The following is a 24,815-nucleotide window of genomic DNA, read 5'->3' as shown; positions in this document are numbered from 1 at the left end:
CTTTATTTTGAGTGATCAGGCTTTATGCCATGAATCTATAAAATTATTTTTTAATTAAATCGTAAGCCATTTTAGTGTCGTCTAGTTGAACGAGAGAGGCATGGCGTGCTGATAATGGATCTTTATTTTCAATTGCTGTCAAAATTGCTTTATGTCTAGGTAACGAATGGCCTTGTAAATTTGGGCGTAAACTGGTGACTTGGATCGATTGTTGTAAAGGTAAAACCAGCATTTTTGACATATAAGCCAGCAAGTCATTATGCGTTGCTTTGGCAATTGCTAAGTGAAATTGAATATCTGGCTCTATAAATTCTTCAACTGTGGTCGCTTTTTCCATCCCATCATAAGCATGTTTAATACGTTCAATATCTTCTTCGTTTGCCGTACTTGCTGCAATATAAGCCAGCTCTGGTTCTAAAACGCGTCGTACGGTAGAAAGTGTTTTAAAAAATTCGTGTTCAGGCGTTGTTTGAATTAGCCAAAACAGTACATCGGGGTCAAGTAAATGCCATTCGTCTTTCGGCCTCACCACAGTTCCGATTTTGGGTCTTGAGTAAGTTAAGCCTTTAGCATTTAAAACGCGTATTGCTTCACGAAAGACAGGACGGCTGACTTTATATTCCTCACATAAATCTACTTCACTCGGGAGCTTTTCGTTTTCTGAGATTTCCCCAGAAACAATTTTTAATCCCAATTGTTGAACAATTAATGCATGTTGGCTTTTGCTAGGAATAGGATTTTTATAGTCAGCTTTACTCATATTTTACTATTACGACATGTTGAATATCCTATGGTATAGATGACCTTGTGTTTTAACAAGATCATCTTTTTCAAGAATAATTATTAATGAGAATGACGTGGAACTTCCGAGCCACGGCAACCGACCAAGAAATCAAAATCACAACCTTCATCGGCTTGTAAAACGTGTTCTACATAGAGTTTGCGGTAGCCGCCAATAAAACTTGGCGGTGCTGGAGGCGCTAAATTCTCAAGACGTTGCTTAAGTTCTTCATCGCTTACTTCTAGGTGAAGTTTTCCTGCATAGGCATCGAGTTCAATAAAATCACCATTTTGAACTACGGCTAAAGGCCCGCCTGCCATAGCTTCTGGGGCAACATGTAAAACGACCGTGCCATAAGCTGTTCCACTCATCCGTGCATCGGAAATACGGACCATGTCTGTAATGCCTTTGGCTAAAATTTTTGGTGGCAATCCCATATTTCCAACTTCTGCCATGCCCGGATAACCTTTAGGACCAGCATTTTTCATGACTAGAATACAAGTTTCATCAACATCAAGGTCTGGATCATTAATGCGGGCTTTATAGTCATCAAAGTTTTCAAATACGACTGCACGACCGCGGTGTTTCATAAGCTCAGGTGTTGCAGCAGAAGGTTTAAGCACCGCACCTTTAGGTGCTAAATTACCGCGTAAAATACACATGCCGCCATCTTGTCGAATTGGGTTATTAATTTTTCGAATCACTTCATCATTATAAATAGGTGACTGTTGGCAATTTTCCCAAATGCCTTGACCATTTACGGTTAAAGCCTGTGGATGTGGCAAAAGATTGGCTTCGCCCATACGACGAATCACAGCTGGTAAGCCACCACTATAATAGAATTCTTCCATTAAAAAACGGCCTGAAGGCTGTAAGTCAACAATGGTTGGCATGCCACGACCCACACGGTTCCAGTCATCGAGTTGTAAATCGACCCCAATACGGCCAGCAATTGCTTTTAAGTGAATCACGGCATTGGTTGAACCACCAATAGCTGCATTGACTTTAATGGCATTTTCGAAAGCTTCTTTAGTTAAGATTTTGGAAAGACGTAAATCTTCATGAACCATGTCAACAATACGCATGCCAGAAAGATGAGCCAACACATAACGGCGCGAATCTACCGCTGGAATGGCTGCGTTGTGCGGTAAAGAAGTGCCTAGGGCTTCTGCCATGCACGCCATTGTAGAAGCGGTGCCCATGGTATTACATGTACCAGCTGAGCGTGACATACCAGACTCGGCAGATAGAAATTCATTTAAATCGATTTTGCCTGCTTTTAACTCTTCATGCATTTGCCAAACGATTGTGCCCGCACCAATGTCTTTACCTTTGTGCTTACCGTTAAGCATGGGTCCACCAGTCACCACAATGGCAGGAATATCACAGCTTGCAGCTCCCATTAATAATGCTGGAGTGGTTTTGTCACAACCTGTCAATAACACTACACCGTCTATAGGATTGCCACGAATAGCTTCTTCAACATCCATACTGGCTAAGTTGCGGGTAAACATGGCGGTAGGACGCAAATTCGACTCACCATTTGAGAACACTGGAAACTCAACAGGGTAGCCGCCAGCTTCTAAAATCCCTTTTTTTACATGTTCGGCAATTTTTCGAAAATGGGCATTACATGGCGTAAGTTCAGACCAAGTATTACAAATTCCTATAATCGGTTTGCCTTGAAACTCATGATCTGGAATTCCTTGGTTCTTCATCCAACTACGATACATAAAGCCATTTTTATCCGTTGTACCAAACCAGGCAGCCGAACGAAGAACTTGTTTGTTATTCATACAAATTTCCCTATATAGTATTACTATTGGAATTAATTAAATTAAAAATACACCATAAATTTTATTTTTAAAAGGTTTGAAATTTAAATAGTATTACTATATTTTAAATTGAAAGGATAATTTACGAGCAAGATGCTCTATAAGTAATAATAGGAAATGGAGTCGAACATGGATTTCGAAAAGGATGTAATACGGACGGTCACGTTTAAACTGATACCTGCATTAGTCATACTATATCTGGTGGCATACATTGATCGTGCCGCTGTGGGTTTTGCTCATTTGCACATGGGTGCCGATGTCGGAATTGGTGATGCAGCCTATGGTTTAGGAGCAGGCTTATTTTTCATTGGATATTTTCTTTTTGAAGTTCCAAGTAATTTGCTTTTAGATAAATTTGGTGCCCGCAAATGGTTTACCCGCATTTTATTGACGTGGGGTTTAATCACCATGGCAATGGCACTCATTCAAGGTCCAAAAAGCTTCTATTTCTTACGGTTTTTACTAGGTGTAGCAGAAGCGGGCTTTTTTCCGGGTGTTTTATACCTCATCACTCAGTGGTATCCCGTGCGTCATCGCGGAAAAATTATGGGAATGTTTGTGCTTTCGCAACCCATCGCCATGATGATTGCTGGGCCTTTAGCTGGTCTATTACTTGGAATGGATGGCATTGCAAACTTACATGGTTGGCAATGGTTATTTATTGCAGTTGGCTTACCCGCGGTTTTATTGGCTTTACCAACATTTCTGTGGTTACCCGATAACATTGATAAAGTGAAATGGTTAAGCATTGAACAAAAGCAATGGCTTAAAAATGAACTTATTAAAGATGAAGCCGAATACGATCAAACTCGACATGCCAATCCACTGCATGCTTTAAAAGACAAACGCGTACTTTTATTAGCATTGTATTACCTACCAGTGACTTTAAGTATTTACGGTTTAAATCTCTGGTTGCCTTCTATTATCAAGCAATTTGGAGGTGGTACTGATCTTCAAATTGGCTTCTTATCTAGCATTCCCTACGTTTTTGGAATTATTGGATTATTAATTATTCCACGTAGTACTGACCGTCTAAATGACCGCTATGGACATTTAAGTTTTCTCTACGCATTAGGCGCTTGCGCAATGTTTTTGAGTGGTTGGCTAAATTCTCCAGTCATGCAATTAGCTGCTTTGGCCGTGGTTGCGTTCTGCCTATTTTCATCAACTGCTGTGTTTTGGACATTACCAGGCCGTTTCTTAACTGGTGCAAGTGCAGCGGCTGGCATTGCCTTAATCAATTCTGTCGGAAATTTAGGTGGCTATGTTGGGCCATTTGGCATCGGACTTTTAAAAGAATACACAGGAAATATGGCTGCTGGTTTGTATTTCTTATCTATCGTCATGCTTTTTGGCCTAATTTTGACTTACATCGTCTATGCCAAGCTCGAACGTCAAAAAACACAAACAGTGAATATTCAAAAGCCTTTGTAAGGAATAAAACATGCAAATTATTCAATTTGAAAATCGTGCAAATCAACGTGCTGTTGCCAAAGTAGAAGGCAACATGGCATATCCGGTTAAAAATATTCAATCGGTTCGTGATTTAGCACTTTTAGCAATCCGCAATAAAGTTTCATTGGAGCAACAAGTTGAGGTGCTAGGGTTTGAAGCGGAGACTTATGATTATTCATCTTTATTAGCAGATTTAAAGGTACTGCCGCCTTTAGACCATCCAGATCCCACGCACTGTTTAGTTTCCGGTACAGGTTTAACCCATTTAGGTTCTGCATCAGCACGCGACAAAATGCATCAGCAAAATTTAAGCGATGACAGCTCTGTGACCGACACCATGCGAATATTTCAATGGGGACTACAAAAGGGCCGTCCACCAGAAGGTCAGATCGGGGCACAGCCAGAATGGTTTTATAAAGGTGACGGTTCAATTGTGGTGAGACCGGGAGCTGAGTTGCCTTTACCACCATTTGCCGAAGACGGCGGCGAAGAACCTGAAATCGCAGGCCTATACGTGATTGGGGAAGATTTAAAGCCTTATCGAATCGGGTTTGCTTTGGGGAATGAATATTCTGACCACGTGATGGAGCGCCGTAATTATTTATATCTAGCCCATTCAAAATTACGTTTTTGCAGTTTTGGTCCAGCCTTACGGACAGGCGAGTTACCGAAACATTTAGTAGGAACAAGCCGATTGCGCCGTGATGGACAAATTATTTGGGAAAAAGAGTTTTTATCTGGTGAAGACAATATGTGTCATAGCTTGGCAAATCTGGAATATCACCACTTTAAGTATCAACAATTTTTAAAAGCAGGGGATGTTCATATTCACTATTTCGGTACAGCCACTTTGTCTTTTGCCGACGGTATTCAAGCGCAGGTTAACGACGAATTTGAAATAGAGATGAAAGAGTTCGGTCTTCCACTTAAAAACAAACTTGCCCATACACAACCAGAGCTACCGATTGGTTCAGTTATTACTCTTTAAGGAATATAAAATGGTCATTGGACACAACTTTATTGACGGTTCACGCAGTGCACAAGGTACAAACTTATTAAAGAGTGTGAACGCAACAACTGGTGAGACTTTAGCTTATGAGTTTCACCATGCAACCGAACAGGAAGTGAATCAGGCTTGTGAAGCGGCCAGCCAAGCCTTTAAGACTTACCGTCATACATCACCTGAACAGCGTGCTACCTTTTTAGAAAATATTGCCGATGAGCTCGATGCTTTGGGCACCGATTTTCTAGAAATTGTTTCACAAGAAACTGCTTTGCCACTTGCACGTTTGCAAGGTGAGCGTGGCCGTACCAGTGGGCAAATGCGCCTGTTTGCCAAAGTGCTGCGCCGTGGTGATTTTTTAGGGGCGCGGATTGATACCGCTTTGCCTGAGCGTCAGCCTTTACCTCGCCCAGACCTGCGCCAGATTAAAATTGGTGTTGGTCCCGTTGCAGTCTTTGGTGCAAGTAACTTTCCACTCGCCTTTTCAACTGCAGGTGGTGACACCGCTTCGGCACTGGCAGCGGGTTGCTCTGTAGTGGTGAAAGCGCATAGTGGACATATGGCCACAGCAGATTTTGTGGCTCAGGTAATCGAACGTGCCGTAGAAAAATCAAATATGCCTAAAGGTGTATTTAACATGATTTATGGTAATGGCGTGGGTGAGCCACTGGTGAAACATCCTTTAATACAAGCGGTTGGATTTACTGGTTCACTTCGCGGTGGACGAGCTTTATGTGACATGGCGGCAGCCCGTCCACAACCGATTCCGGTGTTTGCGGAAATGAGCAGCATTAACCCAATGTTATTATTGCCAGAAGCGTTAAAAAAACGTGGTGAAAAAATTGCACAGGACTTGGCAGATTCGGTTGTTTTAGGCTGTGGTCAGTTCTGTACCAATCCGGGTTTGATCTTGGGAATAAAATCAGCTGAATTTAGCCAGCTCATTAGCAACCTGACTGAAATTATGGGGGCTAAGCCTGCACAAACCATGCTGAATGCTGGCACCTTAAAAAGTTATACGGCAGGTCTTGAGCACTTAACTGCACATCAAGGGATTGAACACTTGGCAGGTCAAGCCCAGCAAGGCAATCAGGCACAGCCACAACTGTTTAAAGCCGATGTTGAGCTTTTACTGGCGGGTGACCAGCTTCTGCAAGAAGAAATTTTTGGGCCAGCGACTGTCATCATTGAGGTTGAAGATAAAGCCCAACTCATTCAGGCCCTACAACGCATGAATGGTCAACTGACTGCAACTTTAATTGCCGATGAAGCAGATTTAACCGAGTTTGCAGATGTAGTCCCTGTACTAGAAGAAAAAGCTGGCCGTTTACTCATAAATGGCTACCCAACGGGTGTGGAAGTGTGTGATGCAATGGTACACGGCGGGCCATACCCAGCCACTTCAGATGCACGAGGCACTTCTGTTGGCACCTTAGCCATTGACCGTTATTTGCGCCCAGTGTGTTACCAAAACTATCCGCAAAGTTTATTGCCAGAGGCTTTAAAAGACAGCAACCCGTTGCAGATTTTAAGACTGGTCAATGGTGAGATGACCAAAGCAGCGATCTAAAAATAAAAAGAGACCACTAGTTGGTCTCTTTTTCATATTCTGAAGAAGAAATTTATAGCGGAGTAGGCAAATTAAGCACGACTTGCGCATCTTGAATAACATCTAAGCGGAGAATTTTTGAAGCGCCAAGTTCATTTAGCAACTTTGTTAAAGGGCCTTCATTTTTCACAAGTCGTACTTTCTTTGGAAAAAGCTTTTGCGCAAAAGAAAGAACGTTTGATTGAACTTCTGTTTGGTGCCATTTTCCATCGACTATATGTAGCATGGTGACTTTATTAATATGCGTTTCAGAATCGACATGTTTTAAAGTCGGTACAAGGGTTTTTAAGCTTAAATCTAATTTTCCATTAACATCGAAAATTTTGGCTTGAACCTCTTTTGAACTAATATCGATATCAATTTCAGTTAGCCATTTTGGTAACTGGTAACCATATACACCACGGACTCTAGCAATTTCTGTATCTACAGGTAAAGCTAAAACATGTGCATGAAAATGACGTTGACGCATCGATTTCATTAACTCTGCGATGTGAGGCCCACGAGCATGAGGTTTACGTACAATAATCGCAATCGACACTTCGTTATAGGGATCATTGTCACAAACCGAATAGGTAAAAAATGTGACGGCGACCAACCCATAACCCGGAAATGGTTGTAACGGCGTTAAAGCATCCGGAAGTTTTGTCTTAATATGTTTAATGGGAGCAAGCATTAACAGCTGAACATTTGCACTACGATAATAAAAGTTCGGCGCCCAAACAGGACCAACACGTGACTCCACAATTTTTTTAGGAATATGACGGAAAAAATCGATGTTGCCAGCAGCTGGATCTTGGGCAATTTCATCTAGATCTGGATGCATTCTAAAACGGTCATAGTAGCCACCTTTAGGTACTTTGACTTTTTGTTGCCCAAACTCAACTTCAGTAAATTGTTGTTTTATATTCATGAGCGTTTACCTTTAACATTAACTGACCAAGTAGCTACGGTTGCCTTTATAAAGACGTGTTAATTTATAGCCAATGTCGGCACTATAAGGTTAAAGTTAACTTTAAAGTCAAGACTTTAATTTCTAGCTGTAAAGTCTTTGACATTTAAAAGAAATAAAATAAAAAACAATTAAAGATTAAAAAGATACAGAGTACAGTAGAGTCTTCATATAAATTTTATTTTAAAAATAAGATTGAGACGGTTGACCTTAAAGCTAACTTTAATCTTACGTTAAACATTCAGACCTTTATAACGATTCTAGAAGCAGAATTTCAGCAGGAGTACAAAGATGGGATATGTAACCACAAAAGATGGCGTAGACATTTTTTATAAAGACTGGGGACCACGCGATGCCCAAGTTTTATTTTTTCATCACGGTTGGCCTTTAAGTTCAGATGATTGGGACACACAACTTCTTTTCTTTTTAGGACAGGGCTACCGTGTTGTGGCTTATGACAGACGCGGACATGGGCGTTCGAGTCAGGTTTGGGATGGCCATGATATGGACCATTATGCAGATGACGTTGCAGAAGTGGTTAAACATCTCAATATTAAAAATGCTATTCATATTGGTCATTCAACCGGTGGTGGTGAGGTGGTTCGTTATATCGCACGGCATGGTGAAGAAAACGTTGCAAAAGCTGTGCTTGTCAGTGCAGTACCGCCACTCATGGTTCAAACTGAAAATAATCCTGAAGGGTTACCAAAAGAAGTTTTTGATAACTTGCAAAATCAAGTTCTCACAAATCGTGCGCAATTTTTCCGAGACCTACCATCTGGCCCATTCTATGGTTTTAACCGACCAGATGCGAAACCATCTGAAGGTATCATTTCTAACTGGTGGCGTCAGGGAATGACGGGCAGCGCAAAAGCACATTACGATGGCATTGTGGCATTCTCACAAACCGATTTTACTGAAGATTTAAAGAAAATCACCGTTCCTGTTTTAGTGTTGCATGGTGATGACGACCAGATCGTGCCTTATAAAACCTCTGGTGTGAAATCGGCTGAGTTGCTTCAAAATAGCCAACTCAAAATCTACCCAGGTTATTCTCATGGCATGTTAACTGTGAATCATGAAGTGATTAATGCTGACTTATTGGCTTTTATCCGTGAATAATAAAAGCATTAAACTTTAAGAAAGAGGCATACTAATGCCTCTTTTTTTATATAAAAACTAATGAATTCAAATGACTGAATGTAGAAATACGAAAAGGTATTGACATTAAAGTTAGCTTTAATCTTAAAGTAAAGCCATACTGAATGAGGTCATTCCAATGAAAGTGTTCGAAAAACTAGTATTCCCAAATGGCTCATATGTTCCAAACCGTATTGCTAAAGCGGCAATGGAAGAAAACATGGCTGATTTAAACCACGCACCATCAGAAGAATTAATGCGTTTATATCAGGCTTGGGCAAATGGTGGTGTAGGTTTAATCATTACTGGAAATGTGATGGTAGACCGCCGAGCAATGACTGGACCGGGCGGTGTAGTGCTTGAAGATGAAAAGCATCTGGATACTTTTAAAAAATGGGCTCAAATTGGTCGTTCAAAAGGCGCACAGGTTTGGCTTCAAATCAATCATCCCGGGCGCCAAATGCAAGCGAACCTTGGTCAGCAGACTTGGGCGCCATCGGCTATTTCACTTGATCTTGGCAAAATGTCAAATCGCTTTAACACACCAATCGAAATGACTGAATCTATGATTGCAGAGGTGATTCAGCGGTTTGCAAACACGGCGCGTTTAGGCGAAAAAGCAGGATTTACCGGCGTAGAAATTCATGCAGCGCATGGTTATTTATTAAGCCAGTTTCTTTCTCCACTGAGCAATAAACGTCAAGATCAGTGGGGTGGTTCTTTAGAAAATCGTGCTCGCATTTTAATTGAGATTGTAGAAGCAGTTCGTAAAGTGGTTTCGCCTCAGTTTACTGTTGCAGTGAAACTAAATTCAGCCGATTTCCAGCGCGGTGGGTTTAGCGCTGAAGATGCTCAACAAGTGGTTAAAATGCTAAATGAACATGCAGTTGATTTGGTTGAACTTTCAGGCGGTAGCTATGAAGCGCCTGCAATGCAAGGTCAAGCGCGCGATGGCCGAACACTTGCTCGTGAAGCTTACTTTTTAGAATTTGCACAAGAAATTCGTAAAGTTGCCAAAATGCCTGTTATGGTCACAGGTGGCATACGCCGTAAACAGGTGGCAGAAAAAGTAGTTGAAAGTGGTGTAGATATGGTCGGTATTGCCACAGCTTTAGCGATTGAACCTAATTTGCCAAATGCTTGGAAACAAGGCAAAAATGTTTCACCTGAACTCAAGCCAATTACATGGGAAAATAAAACATTCGCATCACTTGCCAATATGGCTGTGGTCAAATTCCAGTTACGTAATTTAAGCGCTGGTAAAAAAACAAAACCAAATGTTTCACCAGCTTGGGCTTTAATTTTGCAACAATCAGCGATGTCATGCCGTACCCGCCAATACAAAAAAGGTATGCGTGACTATACATTTGCTTCTTAATAAGTGAGTTGTGTTATGACAAATCCGAATAATTCAAACTGGATAATTTATGGAGCAAATGGCTACACGGGCGAGTTAATCGCTCGTGAAGCTGTACGCCAAGGGCTAAAACCAACTTTGGCTGGTCGTAACAAAGCTAAGATTGAAACATTAGCTCAAGAGTTGGGGCTCGACTATAAAGCTTTTGGGCTTGATAACGTAGATGCGATAAGTGAGCAACTCCGAGGCTTTAAACTGGTGATGCACTGTGCAGGGCCATTTTCCTCGACATCAAAACCTATGATGGAAGCGTGCATTAAAGCAGGCGCTCACTATCTCGATATTACGGGTGAAATCTCTGTATTTGAGTTGGCTCAATCACTCAATAGCCAAGCAGAAAAAGCCGATATTGTGCTTTGTCCGGGTGTTGGCTTTGATGTCATTCCAACAGACTGTGTTGCTGCTGCGCTCAAAGAAGCCTTACCAGATGCAACTCATTTAGCACTTGGTTTCGACTCTAGAACAGGATTTTCACCGGGTACTGCTAAAACAAGTACAGAAGGTATGGCCGAAGGCGGAAAAATTCGTAAAAACGGAAAAATTCTCACTGTTCCATTAGCACATTATGTTCGGACCATTGATTTTGGTGACGGTAAAAAAAGTGCTATGAGTGTTCCATGGGGAGATGTATCTACAGCGTTCTATACAACAGGTATTCCAAACATTGAAGTATTTGTACCCGCATTTCCCAAAATGATTTTTGGTGCGAAAATGATGAACTATTTACGCCCAGTATTAAAAATTAATGCTGTGCAGAAGTTTATTAAGTCACGTATTGAAAAAACGGTTGTGGGGCCAAATGAAGAGCTTCGTGCGAAAGTACCTACCTATGTTTGGGGGGAAGCAAGAAACGCGCGTGGGGAAATAAAAACGGCCCGCATCCAAACGGAAAACGCGTATAACCTTACCGTAAATGGTTCACTGACTGTAGTGAATTATTTACTCAAAAATACCGTTAAAGGCGGTACATATACACCAGCAAAACTGATGGGTTATAAGCTAGTGACTGAGCTGCCGGGTTCTGGTCCATTGATAATCACTTAATACAGACTTTGTTAAAAAATAAAGCTTATCGCGTAATCCCGAATAAGGAGTCATTCTTGTTCGGATTGTTTTCTAAATATTTCAAATAAATACAGCTTTATATGGATGAAAGAAAAACAGAAAACAAAACACTCCATAAGAAATAATTCAAATTGAATATACTGAAATGTAGTACATATTTTTTATAAACAAAGGAATGAAAATAATGAGAAAACTCGTACTATTTCTACATGCATCGCTAGACAGTTTTGTCGAAGGTCCAAATGGGGCAATGGATATTGGCTGGATTGCCTACGATGCCGATTTGGCAAATCATGCAAAAGAAATTTTGAGTACTGCCGACACGGTGATTTGGGGACGTGCGACTTATCAGATGATGCACGATTACTGGCCATCAATGCTTTCAAATCCAGAAGCTTCGGAGCATGAAAGCAATCATGCAGAGTGGATTGAAAAGACAGAAAAAGTGGTTTTTTCTACTACCTTAGACACGGTAGAGTGGAATAATTCCAGACTTGTAAAAGACGATATTGAAGAAGAAATTAATAGACTCAAACAAAAGCAGGGCAAGGATATGGTTATTCTGGGGAGTCCTCGCTTTGCGCACTACCTGATGCAACTTGGTTTAATTGATGAATATAAAATTACGGTTTCGCCTGTGCTGATTGGTAGTGGCTTGCCACTATTCCAAGGTATTCAGGAAAAGACCAATCTTAAACTCATCGAAAATAAAACTTTTGCTTCTGGAGCCATCGGTCTTCACTATCAAAAGACTGTCTAGTTTTTCTCTAATACTTATATAAAAAAACGAATTACAGCGTTGGTCCATAATTCGTTTTTTTTAGATTTGTGAAATGCTATTTAAATACTTGTGTTGCTTGGTTAATACCAATACGAATCTTATATTCAAAACGAGAGCGGTTAACTTTAGTTAAGGTTAAATATTACGGTGTATTTACTTTGTCAAAATAGAGATTCATCAGACGTTCTGCATTTTGCTCACACGTAATTTCATCGGGTTTGTTATTGATCGCATTAATCATGGTACGTAAGTTTTGCTTACTGACTTTTAGCTTTTGTTCTAAAAGTTCTATTTCCTGAATTTTAGTTTCAATCGTTTGAATAAGTGCATCATGGTCCCAAGCAACAACTTTTGAAGGCAAAAAACCTTTAATTTCAGCTAAAGAAAACCCAACCTGCTGGGCTTGCTGAATTAAAGAAAGTTGCTTTAAATCGTTATCGGTATATTCACGATAGCCGTTCGATTTTCTTTTTGCTTTAGGCAAGAGTTTGATTTGTTCGTAGTAACGAATTGTAGGGGTAGTTAAACCACTTAGTTTAGATAACTCGCTAATATTCATAGCTACAGACTCTCTTGACATTAAAGTTAACTTTAGACTTATAGTGTTGTAAAAGCAAGGTTCATAACTTTACTAAGCACACACTTTCAGTAACAGCTTTCTATGCTTTGATATATGAAAGATAGAATTATAAATATGAAAAATGAGGTGATGAAATGTCTAAACGCATATTACATGTCGTGACCAATGTTTCACGCTATAAAGATGTAGATGAACCCACAGGTTTGTGGTTAGGTGAGCTTACCCATGCCTATGATGAGTTCGAAAAACACGACTATATTCAAGATATTGTGAGCCCAAATGGCGGAAAAACGCCGATTGAACCCAAATCGCTGGGAGCCTTAGTTGCCGATAAATCAGTAAAAGCGAGAGAAGATGATCAGGCATTTATGACTTTACTGGCTAATACCCATAAACCGTCAGATATTAATTGGCAAGATTATGATGCGATTTATTACACGGGCGGTCATGGAGTAATGTGGGATTTTTTAGATAACCCTGAACTCCAAGAAATCACCAAAAATATTTATGAAAAAGGCGGTATTGTTTCAAGTGTATGTCATGGCTATTGTGGCTTGCTCAATGTGCGACTTTCCAATGGTGAACGACTTATAAAAGGCAAAAAGTTAACGGGCTTTGCATGGAGTGAAGAGGTTTTGGCAGGAGTTGCAAAAAAGGTGCCGTACAATGCCGAAGAGTTAGCGAAAGAATATGGCGCTGATTATGACAAAGCCTTTGTTCCCTTTGCACCACATGTAGTTCAAGACGGTAACTTAATTACCGGACAAAATCCGTTTTCTGCTAAAAAGACGGCTTTAGCAATAATAGAAGAGCTAGAAAAGTCATAAAATTTAATGACTAAAAAATAAGCCCTAAAAGCAAAACCAATAACGGCTTTTGCTTTTAGGGTGTTTAAATAAAGTAGTTTGTTCTAGAAAACCTAATATTAAGGAACAATCACAAAATCAGGATTTGCTATTGCAAAAACTGCTTCACGGTCTGCAACTGGTGGATAAATCCAGACCGTATTAATTTCCTGTTTAATTTTTTTCGCTTCCTCACGTACAAATTGAACTTTTCGATCCCATCCTTCGCTATAGAGTGCACCCCAAGGGCCCAAGTCAACACAAGTCACATACTTCGGTTGGCTGTATGGATGAAGTGGTAAATCAACTAATTCTGCCGCAGCATTGTAGCCCGCCACACGGCCTAGACTCATAGCGTGCTGACATGACATCACATTAAAATTTCCTAAATCATCGGTTGGAACTTTTACTGTATCGCCCGTCACAAAAATATTTTTTGCTTCAGGTGCATGTAAATAAGCATCTCCAATCAAACGGCCTAAATTATCTTTTTCACCAGCAATTTGAGAAGTGAGTGAGTTAGCTCGCATGCCCGCAGTCCAGATTACGGTTTCTGCTTCAATTTTTTCGCCGTTAGAAAGTGTTACGCCAGAGGCATCAAGTGCAGTCACGCGTAGTCCAGCTTTACCCTCAACGCTGAGTTCAGTAAGCGCTTCACGAATAACTGTCGCAGCTTGGTCACCCATTGCTGCGCCAATTTCTGTTGAGGAATCTACTAAAACCACACGAATATCAGTTTCACCTAAAATGCTACGCAGACGTTCAGGCATTTCGGTAACAGTTTCTAGACCAGTAAGCCCACCACCAGCAACAACCACTGTATTACGCGCTGCATTTGCAGGTTTGTTGGCTAAATTTTTAAGATGTTGATCTAGCTTTTCAGCATCTTCTAATGTACTTACACTAAAGCCATATTCTGTAAGGCCCGGTATCGGGGGCATAAAAGTGGTACTTCCCGTTGCCAGAATAAAACGGTCATAGCTTAAGGTTTGCTTGTTGCCCTCGGTGGTTGAAACCTCAATTGTTTGTTGATCGGCATTAATTTTATCTACCCAACCTGCCAAAAATTTAACATCAACTACACTTAATAACTTTGAAATATCAGGGTTCATGTTTTCAAGCACAGCTTCATAAAGACGAGGACGAATATCAACATTCGGGCTAGGGGAAACCATCACCACTTCAATGTTTTGTTCTTGCGAAGCCAAGTGAATTGCTCTTTGTGCAGCAAGTGCGGCCCATAAACCAGCAAAGCCAGAACCAGCAATAATAATACGCTTACTCATTTGATTATCCTTTTGATAGATTTTTCGGACAACACATTCCAACTCAACACAAAATTTTGGGTGAGCGAATCCTTTCTCTGATTGTCCGAAAAATCTGAGAAGGCGTTTAAAAACGATTAGGGGAGTTTTACTTTAGGGCGTGAGGCCCTATCAGCTTATTAGTCGGGCGTATCCCGCGATATTTTACTTTTACGCATTTTTGCTGTTCTTCCTTCGATGCGTTCATTGATCCAGCCATTTACATCACTAAAAAATACGTCGGGTGCGTAGCGGCCAAAACGATCTGCAATATCACCAAGTGTATGAGCACCTAATGCATCTCGCATGGCTTTTTCAGCCTGTAGCATGACTGCATGCACTGCACACACACCACTGGTTGCCCAATCTGGTGGAGCATGATTAAAGACTGCGCATTTACCGCGAACTTCTTGGCACTCAAAAAGCGGTTTTTCACCTTCGATTGCATTCACGATATCTAGAAAACTGATTTCATGAGCAGGTTTAGCCAGTAAATAACCACCTCGAACACCTTCTTGTGCAACTACAAGACCAGCCTTTTCAAGTTTAGGAAAAATCTTAGCCATAAAACTTGGAGAGACTCCTTGTAATTCGGCAAGATCCTTACTACTCAAAGGTTTATCTTCATTGTTCACAAGAAAAAGAAGACAGTGAATCGCATACTCGACGCTACTAGTGATATAAGCCATTTAATTTCATAATTGATCAACTACAAACACAGACTAATGTAGTCTGTGTTTTAAGTCAACAATAAAACTAAGACAAAGTTAGTCCTAGTTTTATTTGAGAGTGGCATGAATGGCAATTTAGAAGGGTATATAACTGAATTTAAAACTTTTAAAGTAAAATTGACCGAAATAAATAAATTAAAAATTATCAAGAAAACTTACGAACGCCACCAATAATTTTCAACATTTGGCTCGTTTAGATCCAGAACTTCACCCATTTGAGGGGTACTAATCGCTAAGTCATTTTGTTTAGCCAAACTGACAATACGTTCAAACGGGTCATCCCAAGCATGAAGTGCCAAGTCAAAAGTACCGTTGTGCACAGGTAATAAATGACGACCTTTTAAATCGATATGTGCTTGTAAAGTTTGCTCTGGTTGCATGTGAACATCGGGCCATTCAGGGTCATAAGCGCCAGTTTCTAGCATGGTCAAATCAAACGGACCGTAACGATGTCCAATTTCTTTAAACCCGTCAAAATATCCCGTGTCACCGCTAAAAAATACACGTAAGTCATTATCAATAATCACCCACGACGCCCAAAGGGTCGCATTGTTGTCGCCCATACCTCGGCCTGAAAAATGATGGGCAGGGGTGGCAACCAGTTCGAGTCCATCGATAGATGTTGTGTCCCACCAGTCGAGCTGTTGAACTTTTTCTGATGGAATTCCCCATTTAATGAGTGTGTCGCCCACACCAAGTGGTGTTAAGAAATGCTCAACCTTATCGTTAAGCTGTATGACCGCGTGATAGTCCAAATGGTCGTAGTGGTTATGCGACAAAATCACACCTTTAATAGGCGGTAAGTCTGCAATGCTAATTGGCGGTTGATGGAAACGTTTTGGTCCAATCCACTGAAAAGGTGAGGCGCGCTCCGAAAAAACTGGGTCTGTTAACCAAAATTCATTTTGTAGTTTTAACAAGATGGTGGAGTGTCCAAGGCGAAATAGAGAGCGGTCGGGCGCACTTAACAGTTGTTCTTTTGACAAGCTTAAAACAGGAATTTCTTTGTTTGGAACCGTGTCTTTCGGTTTGTTAAATAAAAACTTCCACATAAGCTGGAGCGTTTTACCAAATGAAGGCTTGTGTTGGTTTTGGCGTGTATTTCTAAATTTGCCATTATGTTGCTGTGATGGCATTAAGGGAGAAGGTAAGTCTGTTGTGTTTGAAATAGTCATCTTGTTTTTCCTTTATTGGAACAAACCTATATGTGCAAATAAGAACTTGGGCTAAGTGCTTATTTATATTTATTTAAATGAGTATTTAATCACTCATTAATTTGTTTAAAAATAAGGACGCCGCGCATCCTTAACTTTTATCTAAATTGAAACTGCGTGCCAAAACGCTTCAAAACCAGATTTACGATAACGCTCGGTTTGAGAAGGGTCTTGGGCAATAAAATTAAGTGTAACTTCGGCAAGCGCACCTAAAATTGAAGCAATAAATAACGGTGGATAATCTCTTAATTTGCCATCGTTAATACGTTCTTGAATGTTTTGGGTCAGGTCACAAAAGGTTTGCATACCAATTTGTTTGCTTTGCTCAGTAATTTGTTCTGAGGTTGCAAGCTGCGCCATCACTTTACGTTTGAGGGGAGCTTCTAGGCTCCAGTCCAAATAGCTTTGCCAAATATGCGACATTTGTGTTTGCAGGTCGGAGTCAGCCGGGTAACCAAGCATCATGACCTGACGTAGTTCAGCCTTTAGCGAAAGATATAACTGATTGAGCAGTTCTTCTTTATTACTAAAATAGGTAAATAAAGTGCCTTCGGCTACGCCAGCAATTTTGGCAATTTTTGAGGTAGATGCACGTTCGCCAAGCTCTGCTAATGTTTCAATAGCAGCACTTAAAATTGCATTACGCTTATCTTCACTACGTGGACGAGCCATATCTAAACACATTAATTGAGTGATTACTCAATCATACATAATAATAGTAAGACAGCAAGATATATTTTGTTTGATAAGCTATTCAGCGCTTATTAATAACTATTTTTCAGGATGTGAAACTAGATTATTGATTCTGTCTAAATTGATTTGGTGTTAAGCCAAACTGTTTTTTAAAAGCACGCACAAAGTTAGTTGCTTCCTCATAACCAATTAAATTTGCTACTTCTTGAATTTTATATTGTTTTTGTAATAATAGTTTTTTTGCCTCAGTAAAACGAACCTCATTTAAAATTTGAAGAAAACTTGTTCCTTGTGCTTGTAAATGGCGTTTGATCGTTCTTTCGGACATGTTTAAGCGTTGAGCGACGAGAGTAAGCGAGGGATATGCACCATTAAATATATAAAAGTTCAGACCTTATTGATTTTTGAAGATCATGAGTAGCGTCTTTTACAATTCTTGCTTTATCCTTTTCACAATATTGTAGGGCTTGCTGGTAAGCAATTAAATCGCCATGCGGATTGCGATTTTTCAAATATTTAATCGGTAATCGAATACCATTGCGTTTACTATTGAAGTGAAGTTTTACATTGTTATTTTTAACTGATTGATAGTCTGAACTTTCATTCCAATCGAGAAAAATTTCAAAAGTTTCTAAATTTTCTTGAATAAGAATTTCTAATAAATGAATTCCACCAAAAAGTAGACTTTCAATTAAAAATGTTCTTAATTGCTGTGATTGTTCAATATCGCCAAGTTTTACCGGATGCACATCATCAAGATAAATATAGATAAAGTTTTCATCCGTAGTCCAAGTTGGCATAAAACTTTGGATACGGGTACAAAAGAATTTTTGACAAAGATTAAGAGCCGTTTCTACATCCATACTACTTAAAAAGGCGAATCCTAGAGCCCCATGAGCTGTTAGGCGTAGCCGATATCCATACTGAATTCCTAATCGACGATTACCCGTAAGATTAAGTGCATTAACGACCAGTTTAGACCATTGATGAGGATTAATTTGTGCATCATGTTGCTGAAAATCGGTTAAAGATAAATCTGTGTTTTCTAGAAGCTGTGTTGTGCTAATTCCATATTCTTGAGTAATTTCTAATAATAGATGGGCATATGAGATAGAAATACTTTTATTAAATAATCCAAATGGATCTTGCATATTTTTACTCTTGGCCCAAATTGATCATTAATATGGCATGGTTACACCTATTGTGTAAATGTAATTTATAAATAATAGATGACTCATTCGTAATGATTTGAGTCTGATAATGTTAGCTAAATATTCTGCTGCTTTGGTCGAGCACCCAAAAGCGATGAAACAATTTCCATTTAATATTGCTTCTAAACTTTTTAGTAAAGATACTTTGAATGCTACGCAAGCACAGATTGAGTCATTCAAAAGTTTTAAACATATTGGTGATCCGGTAGCTGACCGATTAGTTGAATGTATGCACCGCATAGGCGCGCCATCAAGACAAATGTTTAATCAGGCTTTGGAAAATGGTATAGAAACCGTTGATAATCCTCCCCAAGAATTAATCGATTTTTTTGCAATAGCCGATAATTTCCCATACTGGGTTGACCATAAAAGATTAGAACGAGCGACCCAGACTTATGAGTTAGTTGGACGCGAAGCACTTTCTATTTTTATTCCTGGGTTAGCGGTGAGCTATATTGCCCCGACTGCAAACCAAGTCTTACTTAGATCGGGCGATCTATATAAAAAAGCAGGAAAGCGTGCGGTAGAAACTTTAAATTGGTTCAATGAAGTGACCGCTCCAAATGCGATGAGTCATCGGTTTGGATCAGGCTATAAAGCATGTATACGTATTCGTATGGTTCATGCACATATGCGAAAAGCGATGCAATCTAGAGCTGATTGGAGCTTTGATGAATGGGACCAGCCTATTCACCAAGTTATTTATACAGCCACGATCTTACCATTTGCACTATTAGCAACTTTAGGCGCCAATCTTTCCGGTCTTATCTCTATTAAAAGTGAGCGTGAGGATATTTTTCATCTATGGCGATTAATTGCGCATGTGGTGGGTGTACATCCTTCACTTATTCCTACAAATGAACAGGATATTTGGCGATTGACATGGATGGAGCTAGATCAAGTATTTATTGCTGATGAAACTTCTGCCATGTTGGGTGGGGCGCTCTGGCAAGCTTTGGCAGATATTCTGCCTTTTGAGCAAAACAAATTAGTTGGCCGTATTCAATATAAATTGGCTCATGAGTATATTGCTACGTTGTCTAATTTATTGCTTGGTAAGGAAATTGCGGCTGCTTTAGCTTTTCCATCGGCATCCGCTACTGGCGCGATTTTAGTAGGTGGTACTTTTGCAAAGAATTTTGTAATGACTTCAGTTGCCCGCTTTTTACCTCATGGCGCTAGTTATTTAAGAACAATTAAGACTAAACAAAGACAAGCTTTAATGGGTCAGATTATTAAAAATACAGGCGCAGATTTGAGTTATGAGAGAGGATAAAATAAAAATTAATCCTGCCAATAAGGCGTTTCACCGTAGACCTCAGCAAAATAATCAATCACTACCCGAATATTTAAAGGTGGATGACGCACATTCGGATAAATTGCTGCGATGTGCTGGGGTTGAGACTTAATAGATGCTTCATATTGAGGTAAAAGTTTTATTAATTTACCCTGTTTTAACGCCTCACCAATGAGCCAGTCAGGAAATAAAACAATTCCCATCCCATTGAGTGCAGCTGTCATTAAGCTCTCGGCATTATTCGAAGCAAGTAGGGGCACGATGGGATAATGTACCCATTCCTCATTTGGTTTTCTAATTAACCAACGGTTAGGTCCTTCAAAGCCTTTATACACTAAACATTTATGCTCATTGAGTGCTTTAGGATGATCAAGCGCGCCGTGTTTAGAAATATATTGCGGAGAAGCCGCCAAATGATATTTTTGTGTGCCAAAGATACGCGCATGAAATGATGAATCTGTGAGGGTTCCAATGCGAAATATTAAATCAGTACTGTCCCGAAGAGGGTCTATAAATTCGTCTGTCTGAATCAGTTCTATTAAAAGTCTTGGATAACGTTCTGATAAACCCGCTAACCACGGCGCAATATGCCTTTGGCCAAAAAATACGGGTGCGTTAATTCTGACCAGCCCAGAGGGCTCTACCGTTTTATCTTGCAATGCTTTTTGAGCTTCATCAAATTGCTCTGTAATTCTTTTGGCATATTCAAAAAACAATTTACCTGATTCGGTCGGTGTGATTGCTCGTGTATTTCGATAAAAAAGTTGCTGCCCCAACGCATCTTCTAACTGTTGAATGGTCCGAGAAATCATCGATGCAGAAACATCTTCTTTTCTCGCCACAATAGAGAAGTTTTGAGCCTTATATACACTGATAAAAAAGCGAAGGGTACGTATATCAATCGAATTTGATAAATTCATCTGTGCAATTTCTGCAAAAGTGATTCATGGATTATGCTGTTTTTCTGCTGAATTGGCTACTCTATGATTCGTTGCCTAAATACCATGAGGCAATGTTCATGCAAATCCTATTACTATTCCTCACCATTTTAGGTGGGATGGGGCTATCCGTAGAAGCTGGTCTTTTAGGGCCATTAGGTACACAAGTTGGAGAATTGTGGGCCACTTTTAGTATTTTTGGAGTAGGGGCCGCACTTACCTTTCTACTTATGTTGTTTTTTAGTCCTCGCAATAGTCCGTCATTTTTTACTCTTCCCTCATGGCAGTTATTGGGAGGGGTAATTGGTCCGATCTACGTCATTATTCTCACCATTACAGCGCCGATTATTGGTATTGCCATGACCATGATTGGGATTTTGGCTGGTCAAGTTTTTAAGAGCCTGATTATTGATCATTATGGGTTACTCGGAACCCCGCATCGAAAAGTAGATCGTAAACGTGTACTTGCGCTGGTTTTTATTGTGGTCGCACTTTCATTAGTCGCAAAAGCATAAGGGGGAAATATGACTATATTTATGATTTTATTGGCAGTCATCGGCGGTGCTTTACTCAGTGTACAAGCGGCAATTAATGGACAGCTTGGCAGTAAAGTTGGCGTATTCCGTAGTGCATTTTTAACGTTTTCGGTAGGCGCTTTAATTACTGCATTATTAATTTTTTATTTTGAACCCAAGCAAACGTTAACCCTATTAGATGTGCCTAAATGGCAATTACTGGGTGCAATGTGTGGTGTTCCCTATATTGTGATTATGGTATTAGCTGTGCAAAGAATCGGGGCGGCTGTTGCAACAGTTGCGGTGATTTTTGGGCAACTTCTCATGAGTATGTTGATTGATAATTTTGGTTGGTTTGGCAATGAAATTCTGCCTTTTTCAACTTATAGATTGGGCGCGCTCATCTGTTTAGCAATTGCGCTTTATTTTATCTATTCAAGTAGTAAAAAGACTCAAGTTGAACCTAACAGTTAACATGCCTATAAAGTAGGAGGGTTTTATTAAGTTAATATTTAAGGTTTTTCTTAATTGTGTAATTAAATGAAAAATAATAATTAATTAAATAATTTCTAGCCAATATCACATTGACACCTTAAATATTGCAGATTACCATTTGCGGGCTGGCCTACATTGCCAGTCGGTTTTGACGGACCGAGTTTGTAAGACCACATCAGAGTTATTCCTTCTGAGGAATACTTATATGTGCACACCCGTTCCCTCCCGTAGCGGTAGGACGGGAGTGGGACACCTTCGGGTGTGCTGGAAGTCTTACCCAGTCCGTCAACCTGCTTCCGTTCTGCCACCATAATTTATAATGTTTCGGCAGAACTCCCAATAGAAGGAGTTGGCGATGCACATTCATAAATTATTGGCAGTCACTGTCAAAATCTATATAGACACCACTTAAATCTCTTTAAAGCAGCTCGATCGCCGTAAGGTTTTCAGGCTTTAAATCGTCACGACTAAAACTTAATCAACAATAAAACTTGAGATGTGCCATGCACAGTCTTTACGACTTTGCTGTGCCTTTTTTCTCCCAGAAAAGTATCTCATTTATATACAACAAAAATTTATTTTATAACGGAAAAATTATGCCAACTTTAGAAACCTCTTCCAAAAAATTACAGGTTATTCACACCGCAATAGAGCTGTTTAATATTCATGGATTTCACAATACGGGTGTGGACTTAATTGCCAAAGAATCCAAAATCCCTAAGGGCACTTTTTATAACTACTTTCACTCAAAAGAGCGGCTTATTGAAAGGTGTATATCTTTTCAAAAAAGCCGCCTGAAAGAAGAAGTGCTGGCAATTATCTACTCAAGCCGTTACCGAAACCCAATAGATAAAATTAAAGAAATTATTGTTTTACACGTCAATTTTAATAGTCTGTACCATCTATTACTTAAGGCCATTTTTGAAATTAAACAGATGTATTCGGGGGCCTACCGTATGGTAATTGAATATAGAAAATGGCTGCTTCGAGAACTTTTTGATCTGGTTTTTAGTTTAGAAAATCGCCCGCTCAAACCTGATGCCAATATGGTTTTAAACTTAATTGATGGTTTGATGTTCCAGATTTTAAGTTCAAATCGTTTGGATGAAAGGGATGTGGTGGTAGAGAGGTTTTTTGGGTAATATTTGACAATGCTTAATTCTAAATCTTACGAACTAAAGGTTAGAGATTAATTTAAAGTTATAACTGTAGATTATTAAAACTAAACAAATAATGAGGGGATTTTAATGCAAGATGTGAGGGAAGGCTTATTAATACTTGAAAATAAAGAACTCGAAAATATTGCTGAAGTCTATTCTCTTGAACAAATTAGAGAAATACTTATTTTTGCTCTAACTGATAGTACTTCTGAATATTGGACAATATTAGCTCTAAACCTATTGAGTAAAAAATCCGAGTATATTTCTGATGAAATAATCTTAATGCTTAAAGAAATAGCAGGCATGCCAAAAAAATATACACAAAAAACCAGACATGAGGCATTAAAAATATTTAAAAAACAAAATGGAAATACTAATTAGGGGATTTATATGAATTGAATTTTTTAAAGAATATAGTAGTTAATTTAACATAGAAGTGGCTATGTATAGATTGGATATACCGCAGTGAAAATTATGATTGAGCCATCAGTTCTTAGAACCAAATCTCCATTTTTTATTATTGCTAAAAATTTCTTTATTTTTGGATTGCTTTAGATTTTATTTTTATTATTGTATGGTGTCTTTGACATGGTGATCAAGCTGAAGCTAAAAGACTTAATTTGAAATTTTTATAATATTTTTAAATATACGCTTGATAATCAATAACTATTACTTGTGAAGATTTTGCACCTATTTGAATTACAGGCTTTTTAGTAAGCTAGAGGCACAATGACATGAATTTGTATCCAATACCTGCTGATTTTATTAATGAAAAGGTGAACCTTTCATGGTGTGATATCAAATGGGGCTATGAAAATAATCTTCTTACTTCAGAAATACCAATAAAAAAAGCAGAAAATAGTTTATTAACGGAAAACTATACTAACGCTGAACTTGAGTTGTCATTCCTTATACCCACTGAGTCAAATGACATCAGTTCTTTTATTTATGAATTATGTCCAAATTTTAAAGAAGATGAATATGAAACCATTAGTCAAAAATGGTTATATGTAATTCTTAGCTGGCTCTGGCTTAATCGAGAAAGTTTTGAAGATCCTTTAGATGAAGTAGAAAGTATTTATACAGATTTTGATTGTCCAGCCGAAATGGATAATTTTATTAAATATATGCCTCCTACAGATGGATATAATCCATCATTGTATTCTTATGCAGAAAATATTAATCGCTTAATGAAGAATTGGGAAAATTACTTACAAAAGAGTGCTCTAAAGTACAAATAAAGTACTGTGTGATTTATGACACTTAAGAATATTAGGCAAATTTTTTAAATACTGGAGTACCATCAAATGCTACAAGATATTGGGGATCAATATCCAAATGGCGCAATTAATAAAGAAATTATTGAAAATTTTGCAGCTACCTTAGAAGTTACATTTCCACCAGAATATGTTGAACTTATTTCTCAACATGATGGCGTCTATCCTGAAATTTCTAGCTTTGATTATGTGGACACTGATGGTGAACTAAATATCAGTACAGTAGAGTTGGGAGGATACTTGCATGAACCTCGAATAGAAGGAATGCAATTTCCCGAAGGTGATGATGACTATGAGGGAAAATTAATTAGCTTTGGATTGATGTGTGCTGAAAAAACAGGAGGTTTTAACTTGGTAAACTAAACACACTCATCAGGAGTTTACCATGAGCAAGAAACACAAGACTTACACCACAGAATTTAAAGCTGAAGCCATCAAATTAATTGAAGCCAATCAAGGCAATGTCTCGGAAACAGCCAGACAACTTAGCATTTCAATGCAAACTCTTTCAAATTGGAAT

At 39.1% G+C, this 24,815-nt stretch carries 24 protein-coding genes and 2 pseudogenes; 16 read left to right on the top strand and 10 right to left on the bottom strand.

Annotation, left to right across the window (positions count from 1 at the left end; translation table 11 throughout):
- Positions 1–43 precede the first annotated feature (43 nt).
- Together ACINWC141_RS04635 and ACINWC141_RS04630 are read right to left on the bottom strand one after the other, a co-directional pair.
- The gene (locus tag ACINWC141_RS04635) at positions 44–760 is read right to left on the bottom strand and encodes a FadR/GntR family transcriptional regulator (protein ID WP_009388335.1); all 717 of its coding nucleotides are present in this window, start codon (positions 758–760) and stop codon (positions 44–46) included.
- An 83-nt stretch (positions 761–843) separates the two neighbouring features.
- On the bottom strand, positions 844–2,577 hold the full coding sequence (locus tag ACINWC141_RS04630) for an IlvD/Edd family dehydratase (RefSeq protein ID WP_009388359.1): 1,734 nt from the start codon (positions 2,575–2,577) through the stop codon (positions 844–846).
- Positions 2,578–2,745: 168 nt separating this feature from the next.
- Between ACINWC141_RS04630 and abaQ the strand changes: the two genes are divergently transcribed.
- Genes abaQ through ACINWC141_RS04615 form a run of 3 tightly spaced genes read left to right on the top strand, consistent with a single transcriptional unit; the run spans position 2,746 to position 6,644 of the window.
- Positions 2,746–4,050, top strand: a complete 1,305-nt coding sequence (gene abaQ, locus ACINWC141_RS04625) for a multidrug efflux MFS transporter AbaQ (RefSeq protein ID WP_034677663.1) — start codon at positions 2,746–2,748, stop codon at positions 4,048–4,050.
- Positions 4,051–4,060: 10 nt separating this feature from the next.
- A complete protein-coding gene (gene araD1, locus ACINWC141_RS04620) occupies positions 4,061–5,059 on the top strand; it encodes an AraD1 family protein (RefSeq protein WP_009388367.1) in 999 nt (332 codons plus the stop codon).
- A gap of 10 nt (positions 5,060–5,069) precedes the next feature.
- Positions 5,070–6,644: an aldehyde dehydrogenase (NADP(+)) gene (locus ACINWC141_RS04615; RefSeq protein WP_009388376.1), complete on the top strand. Its 1,575-nt coding sequence runs from the start codon at positions 5,070–5,072 to the stop codon at positions 6,642–6,644.
- Positions 6,645–6,696: 52 nt separating this feature from the next.
- On the opposite strand, the gene ACINWC141_RS04610 is transcribed toward ACINWC141_RS04615, so the two are convergent.
- A complete protein-coding gene (locus tag ACINWC141_RS04610) occupies positions 6,697–7,593 on the bottom strand; it encodes a hypothetical protein (RefSeq protein WP_009388332.1) in 897 nt (298 codons plus the stop codon).
- A 330-nt stretch (positions 7,594–7,923) separates the two neighbouring features.
- On the opposite strand from ACINWC141_RS04610, the gene ACINWC141_RS04605 reads away from it, so the two are divergent.
- The 4 genes from ACINWC141_RS04605 (at position 7,924) to ACINWC141_RS04590 (ending at position 12,014) form a co-directional block, all read left to right on the top strand.
- Positions 7,924–8,754, top strand: a complete 831-nt coding sequence (locus ACINWC141_RS04605; protein ID WP_009388380.1) for an alpha/beta fold hydrolase — start codon at positions 7,924–7,926, stop codon at positions 8,752–8,754.
- Between the two features lie 157 nt (positions 8,755–8,911).
- Positions 8,912–10,150: an NADH:flavin oxidoreductase/NADH oxidase family protein gene (locus ACINWC141_RS04600; protein WP_009388384.1), complete on the top strand. Its 1,239-nt coding sequence runs from the start codon at positions 8,912–8,914 to the stop codon at positions 10,148–10,150.
- 15 nt (positions 10,151–10,165) lie between these two features.
- Positions 10,166–11,233 carry a saccharopine dehydrogenase family protein gene (locus tag ACINWC141_RS04595; protein ID WP_009388356.1) on the top strand — a complete coding sequence of 356 codons (1,068 nt, stop codon included), beginning with the start codon at positions 10,166–10,168 and terminating at the stop codon, positions 11,231–11,233.
- A 205-nt stretch (positions 11,234–11,438) separates the two neighbouring features.
- Positions 11,439–12,014, top strand: a complete 576-nt coding sequence (locus ACINWC141_RS04590; RefSeq protein WP_009388374.1) for a dihydrofolate reductase family protein — start codon at positions 11,439–11,441, stop codon at positions 12,012–12,014.
- Between the two features lie 163 nt (positions 12,015–12,177).
- Here ACINWC141_RS04590 and ACINWC141_RS04585 read toward each other — a convergent pair whose 3' ends face one another.
- Positions 12,178–12,594 (bottom strand): MerR family transcriptional regulator, encoded by a 417-nt coding sequence (locus ACINWC141_RS04585; protein ID WP_009388369.1) that lies wholly within the window; start codon positions 12,592–12,594, stop codon positions 12,178–12,180.
- Positions 12,595–12,749: 155 nt separating this feature from the next.
- On the opposite strand from ACINWC141_RS04585, the gene ACINWC141_RS04580 reads away from it, so the two are divergent.
- On the top strand, positions 12,750–13,442 hold the full coding sequence (locus ACINWC141_RS04580; RefSeq protein ID WP_009388363.1) for a type 1 glutamine amidotransferase domain-containing protein: 693 nt from the start codon (positions 12,750–12,752) through the stop codon (positions 13,440–13,442).
- Between the two features lie 98 nt (positions 13,443–13,540).
- On the opposite strand, the gene ACINWC141_RS04575 is transcribed toward ACINWC141_RS04580, so the two are convergent.
- The 5 genes and pseudogenes from ACINWC141_RS04575 to ACINWC141_RS04555 form a co-directional block, all read right to left on the bottom strand.
- A complete protein-coding gene (locus ACINWC141_RS04575) occupies positions 13,541–14,746 on the bottom strand; it encodes an NAD(P)/FAD-dependent oxidoreductase (protein ID WP_009388378.1) in 1,206 nt (401 codons plus the stop codon).
- Positions 14,747–14,904: 158 nt separating this feature from the next.
- Positions 14,905–15,453 (bottom strand): RrF2 family transcriptional regulator, encoded by a 549-nt coding sequence (locus tag ACINWC141_RS04570; RefSeq protein ID WP_034677660.1) that lies wholly within the window; start codon positions 15,451–15,453, stop codon positions 14,905–14,907.
- 197 nt (positions 15,454–15,650) lie between these two features.
- Entirely contained in the window at positions 15,651–16,670 is a 1,020-nt protein-coding gene (locus tag ACINWC141_RS04565) for an MBL fold metallo-hydrolase (RefSeq protein ID WP_009388361.1), read from the bottom strand.
- A 141-nt stretch (positions 16,671–16,811) separates the two neighbouring features.
- On the bottom strand, positions 16,812–17,381 hold the full coding sequence (locus ACINWC141_RS04560) for a TetR/AcrR family transcriptional regulator (protein WP_009388373.1): 570 nt from the start codon (positions 17,379–17,381) through the stop codon (positions 16,812–16,814).
- A 124-nt stretch (positions 17,382–17,505) separates the two neighbouring features.
- A pseudogene (locus ACINWC141_RS04555) lies at positions 17,506–18,553 on the bottom strand (AraC family transcriptional regulator).
- Positions 18,554–18,662: 109 nt separating this feature from the next.
- Between ACINWC141_RS04555 and ACINWC141_RS04550 the strand changes: the two are divergent.
- A complete protein-coding gene (locus ACINWC141_RS04550) occupies positions 18,663–19,889 on the top strand; it encodes an oxygenase MpaB family protein (protein WP_009388386.1) in 1,227 nt (408 codons plus the stop codon).
- An 8-nt stretch (positions 19,890–19,897) separates the two neighbouring features.
- Here ACINWC141_RS04550 and ACINWC141_RS04545 read toward each other — a convergent pair whose 3' ends face one another.
- Entirely contained in the window at positions 19,898–20,830 is a 933-nt protein-coding gene (locus ACINWC141_RS04545; RefSeq protein WP_034677657.1) for a LysR family transcriptional regulator, read from the bottom strand.
- Between the two features lie 98 nt (positions 20,831–20,928).
- On the opposite strand from ACINWC141_RS04545, the gene ACINWC141_RS04540 reads away from it, so the two are divergent.
- From ACINWC141_RS04540 to ACINWC141_RS04510, 7 genes and pseudogenes are all read left to right on the top strand, one after another.
- On the top strand, positions 20,929–21,363 hold the full coding sequence (locus tag ACINWC141_RS04540) for a DMT family transporter (RefSeq protein WP_009388349.1): 435 nt from the start codon (positions 20,929–20,931) through the stop codon (positions 21,361–21,363).
- Positions 21,364–21,372: 9 nt separating this feature from the next.
- Positions 21,373–21,837, top strand: a complete 465-nt coding sequence (locus ACINWC141_RS04535; protein WP_034677655.1) for a DMT family transporter — start codon at positions 21,373–21,375, stop codon at positions 21,835–21,837.
- A 617-nt stretch (positions 21,838–22,454) separates the two neighbouring features.
- The gene (locus ACINWC141_RS04530) at positions 22,455–23,000 is read left to right on the top strand and encodes a TetR/AcrR family transcriptional regulator (protein WP_009388342.1); all 546 of its coding nucleotides are present in this window, start codon (positions 22,455–22,457) and stop codon (positions 22,998–23,000) included.
- A gap of 105 nt (positions 23,001–23,105) precedes the next feature.
- On the top strand, positions 23,106–23,399 hold the full coding sequence (locus ACINWC141_RS04525; protein WP_009388355.1) for a hypothetical protein: 294 nt from the start codon (positions 23,106–23,108) through the stop codon (positions 23,397–23,399).
- Between the two features lie 353 nt (positions 23,400–23,752).
- On the top strand, positions 23,753–24,259 hold the full coding sequence (locus ACINWC141_RS04520; RefSeq protein WP_009388338.1) for a DUF2247 family protein: 507 nt from the start codon (positions 23,753–23,755) through the stop codon (positions 24,257–24,259).
- 66 nt (positions 24,260–24,325) lie between these two features.
- A pseudogene (locus ACINWC141_RS04515) lies at positions 24,326–24,643 on the top strand (SMI1/KNR4 family protein); the annotation flags it as partial.
- A 37-nt stretch (positions 24,644–24,680) separates the two neighbouring features.
- Positions 24,681–24,815: transposase (locus ACINWC141_RS04510; RefSeq protein ID WP_009388344.1), on the top strand; the 135-nt coding region annotated here is incomplete at its 3' end.

The organism is Acinetobacter sp. WC-141 (genome assembly GCF_000313935.1).
Taxonomy (GTDB): Bacteria; Pseudomonadota; Gammaproteobacteria; order Pseudomonadales; family Moraxellaceae; genus Acinetobacter.
Note: the sequence above shows the minus strand (reverse complement) of the source record. Positions and strands in the feature narration are given on the sequence as shown.